The sequence below is a fragment of the Mesorhizobium sanjuanii genome (assembly GCF_002529485.1).
Classification (GTDB): Bacteria; Pseudomonadota; Alphaproteobacteria; order Rhizobiales; family Rhizobiaceae; genus Mesorhizobium; species Mesorhizobium sanjuanii.
The window spans coordinates 1-2,606 of the sequence record NZ_NWQG01000300.1; the positions used below are offsets into that span (position 1 = coordinate 1).

Below are 2,606 nucleotides of genomic sequence, written 5' to 3' on the forward strand. Positions count from 1 at the left end.
CGAAGGATGGATTGGAGTTCCTCGGGCTCTCCGGTGAATTTTCGCGTCTGGACAAGTTCGCTGTAAGCGGCAGGCACTCCAATGCGACGTTCGATCGCTTCTTTCAGATAGACGGCGGCTTCATCCATGCGCCCCATGCCGGCGAGCGCGCTGGCCAGGCCGACCCGCACCTTGGGATGATCGCGGTTAATTTTCAGCGCCTTCTCGTAAAGCGGCAAAGCCATGTCGGGCTTGTCAAATTCGGTGTAAACGCGCCCCAATGCACAAAGCGCTTCGACAAGGCCGGGCTGCAATTCCAGCGCATACTGCATATGCTTGATGGCCGGCGAATATTCGCTGACTTTCACATAGGCCTCGCCCAGACTGAGGTGGTAATAGGGGTTTTTAGGGTCCTCGCCGACCGCCCGCGCGAAATATCGCAGGGCTCTCTCATTATCGTAACGCAGGTACAGGGTGCCCAGCATGTACAGAGCCAGCGGATGGTTTGGCGTGCGCGCCAGAACCCGAAGGCATAGATCTTGAGCCTCGTCGAGCCGCTTGGCCTGCTGATGGATATATGCCTGTTTCAGCAGCGCGTCGTCGGCTTGCGCACGCGATTGAGCGTTTCCTTGCTGCAGGTTCACTAGAGGCTTCAGTATCGGTCCCTTCGCTTTCGGCGCGGGTCCGGGTTTGATGTGCTTTGACCAAGCAGGCGGGAGTCGATTGTTCATGATCTCTCGCTAGCAAAAACACCCGCAGGAATCCAGCATGCCGGTTGCGGCCAAGCTTGCGTGGTCAACGGTGCCGCGCTAGCAAGAAGGCCCTTTTCGAACAAGCCCCTTTTTCGAACGAGCATTGCCATGCGTCCGCGCCCTCCCCTCACGCCACTCATCGCCGCGCTTCCCTCGACGGTGCCGTTTGTCGGCCCGGAGGCGCAGGAGCGCGAGCGCGGCCGGTCGTTTCGCGCCCGTATCGGCGCCAATGAGAGCAGCTTCGGCCCCTCGCCGCGCGTCATCGCCCGCATGGAGGCTGTCGCCCGCGACATGTGGATGTATTGCGACCCCGACAATTTCGATTTGAAAGTGGCTGTCGCCGCCCATCTTGGCCTGTCGGCCGACAATGTCGTCATCGGCGAAGGCATAGACGGGCTGCTCAGCCTGGTGGCGCGCATGTATGTGGCGCCAGGCGACGCGGTGGCGACCTCGCTCGGCGCCTATCCGACTTTCAACTTCCACATTGCCGGTGTGGGCGGCCGGCTGGTTACCGTCCCTTATGAAAACGACCGGGAAAGCCTGGACGGCCTGCTGGCGGCGATCGCCAAGGACAAGGCGCCGCTGGTCTATTTGTCCAATCCCGACAATCCGATGGGAAGCTGGTGGGAGGCGGACGAACTCGTCCGCTTCATCGAAGCATTGCCTGAGACCACCATGCTGGTGCTCGACGAGGCCTATGGCGAGCTGGGGCCGGCTTCGGCGCTACCGCCGATCGATATTTCCCGGCCGAACGTCATCCGCATGCGCACCTTCTCCAAGGCTTACGGGCTGGCCGGCATACGCTGCGGCTATGCGGTGGCCGAGGCCCAGGTGATCCGCGATTTCGAGAAGATCCGCAACCATTACGGCGTCAGCCGCATGGCGCAGATCGCCGGGGTCGAAGCGCTGGCCGATCAAACTTATTTGCAGAGCGTGGTGGCGCGGGTCGCTTCCGGGCGTCGGCGCATCGCCGGGATTGCCGAGGCGAACGGGCTGAAGCCGCTGCTCTCGGCAACCAATTTCGTCACCATCGACTGCCGCAGCGACGGCGCCTTTGCGCTGAAAGTGCTGCAGGCGCTGTTGTCGCGCGACGTGTTCATCCGCAAGCCGATGGCGCCACGTCTCGACCGCTGCATAAGGGTCAGCGTCGGCCTCGACCACGAGCTCGACATTTTCGCCGAGGAATTACCCGGCGCGCTGGCAGCAGCGCGGGGGAACTGAGGCTCGCGACGCCATCATTTCGGCAATGCCCCCACCATTTTCTCCTCCACCGGGCCGCCGAGCAGGCGCATGACCTTTCTCAGCGCGTCCGAGAGTTCGGCGGCTTCGTCGCCGGCGAGACCGGCGGTCAAACGGCCGAGATCACGATCGGCGGCCGCCTGAAGTCCGGCCAGCGCAGCGTTTCCCCGGGTGCTCAGGGCGAGAACGCGCCGCCGCCGGTCGTTCGGGTCGACGCGCATTTCGATCAGCCCGGCCCCGGCGAATTTTCTGAGGATCCGCGCGACATAAGCGGGGGCGAGGTTGAGTTCAGCGGCCATCGCGGACGCCTCCGGCCCGATATCGAGATGGAACGTCCGCGCAAGGAAGCCGGCTTCGCCACTGGGATGGGCGGCAATGGCACCGGGTCGATTATCAAGTTCGAACAGCACCCGCGCTTCGGTCAGCGTATAGGCGCTCTGCGTCAAGGTTTCGTCGAGCAGTCCGGTCCAGCTGGTGTAAAACCTGTTGAAGCGGCGGATGTCGGTGACCAGGGCATTCCGTTCGTTCGGCATGCTGAGCCTTCCTCTCGCAGGAAATTTTTGAGCCACTTGATCACCATCAACATTTTAATTGACTAAGTCAATTATCCACAAGACGGAGTCACCAATATAATGG

3 protein-coding genes are annotated in these 2,606 nt (G+C 62.0%); 1 reads left to right on the forward strand and 2 read right to left on the reverse strand.

All coding sequences use genetic code 11. The annotated features are described in order from the left end of the window. On the reverse strand, window positions 1–710 hold a 710-nt coding region (locus CN311_RS31420; RefSeq protein WP_133117301.1), incomplete at its 3' end, for a tetratricopeptide repeat protein. A 129-nt stretch (window positions 711–839) separates the two neighbouring features. On the opposite strand from CN311_RS31420, the gene CN311_RS31425 reads away from it, so the two are divergent. Continuing rightward, a complete protein-coding gene (locus CN311_RS31425) occupies window positions 840–1,952 on the forward strand; it encodes a pyridoxal phosphate-dependent aminotransferase (protein ID WP_097577451.1) in 1,113 nt (370 codons plus the stop codon). 14 nt (window positions 1,953–1,966) lie between these two features. Here CN311_RS31425 and CN311_RS31430 read toward each other — a convergent pair whose 3' ends face one another. Beyond that, on the reverse strand, window positions 1,967–2,503 hold the full coding sequence (locus CN311_RS31430; RefSeq protein WP_097577452.1) for a MarR family winged helix-turn-helix transcriptional regulator: 537 nt from the start codon (window positions 2,501–2,503) through the stop codon (window positions 1,967–1,969). Between the last annotated feature and the right edge of the window lie 103 nt (window positions 2,504–2,606).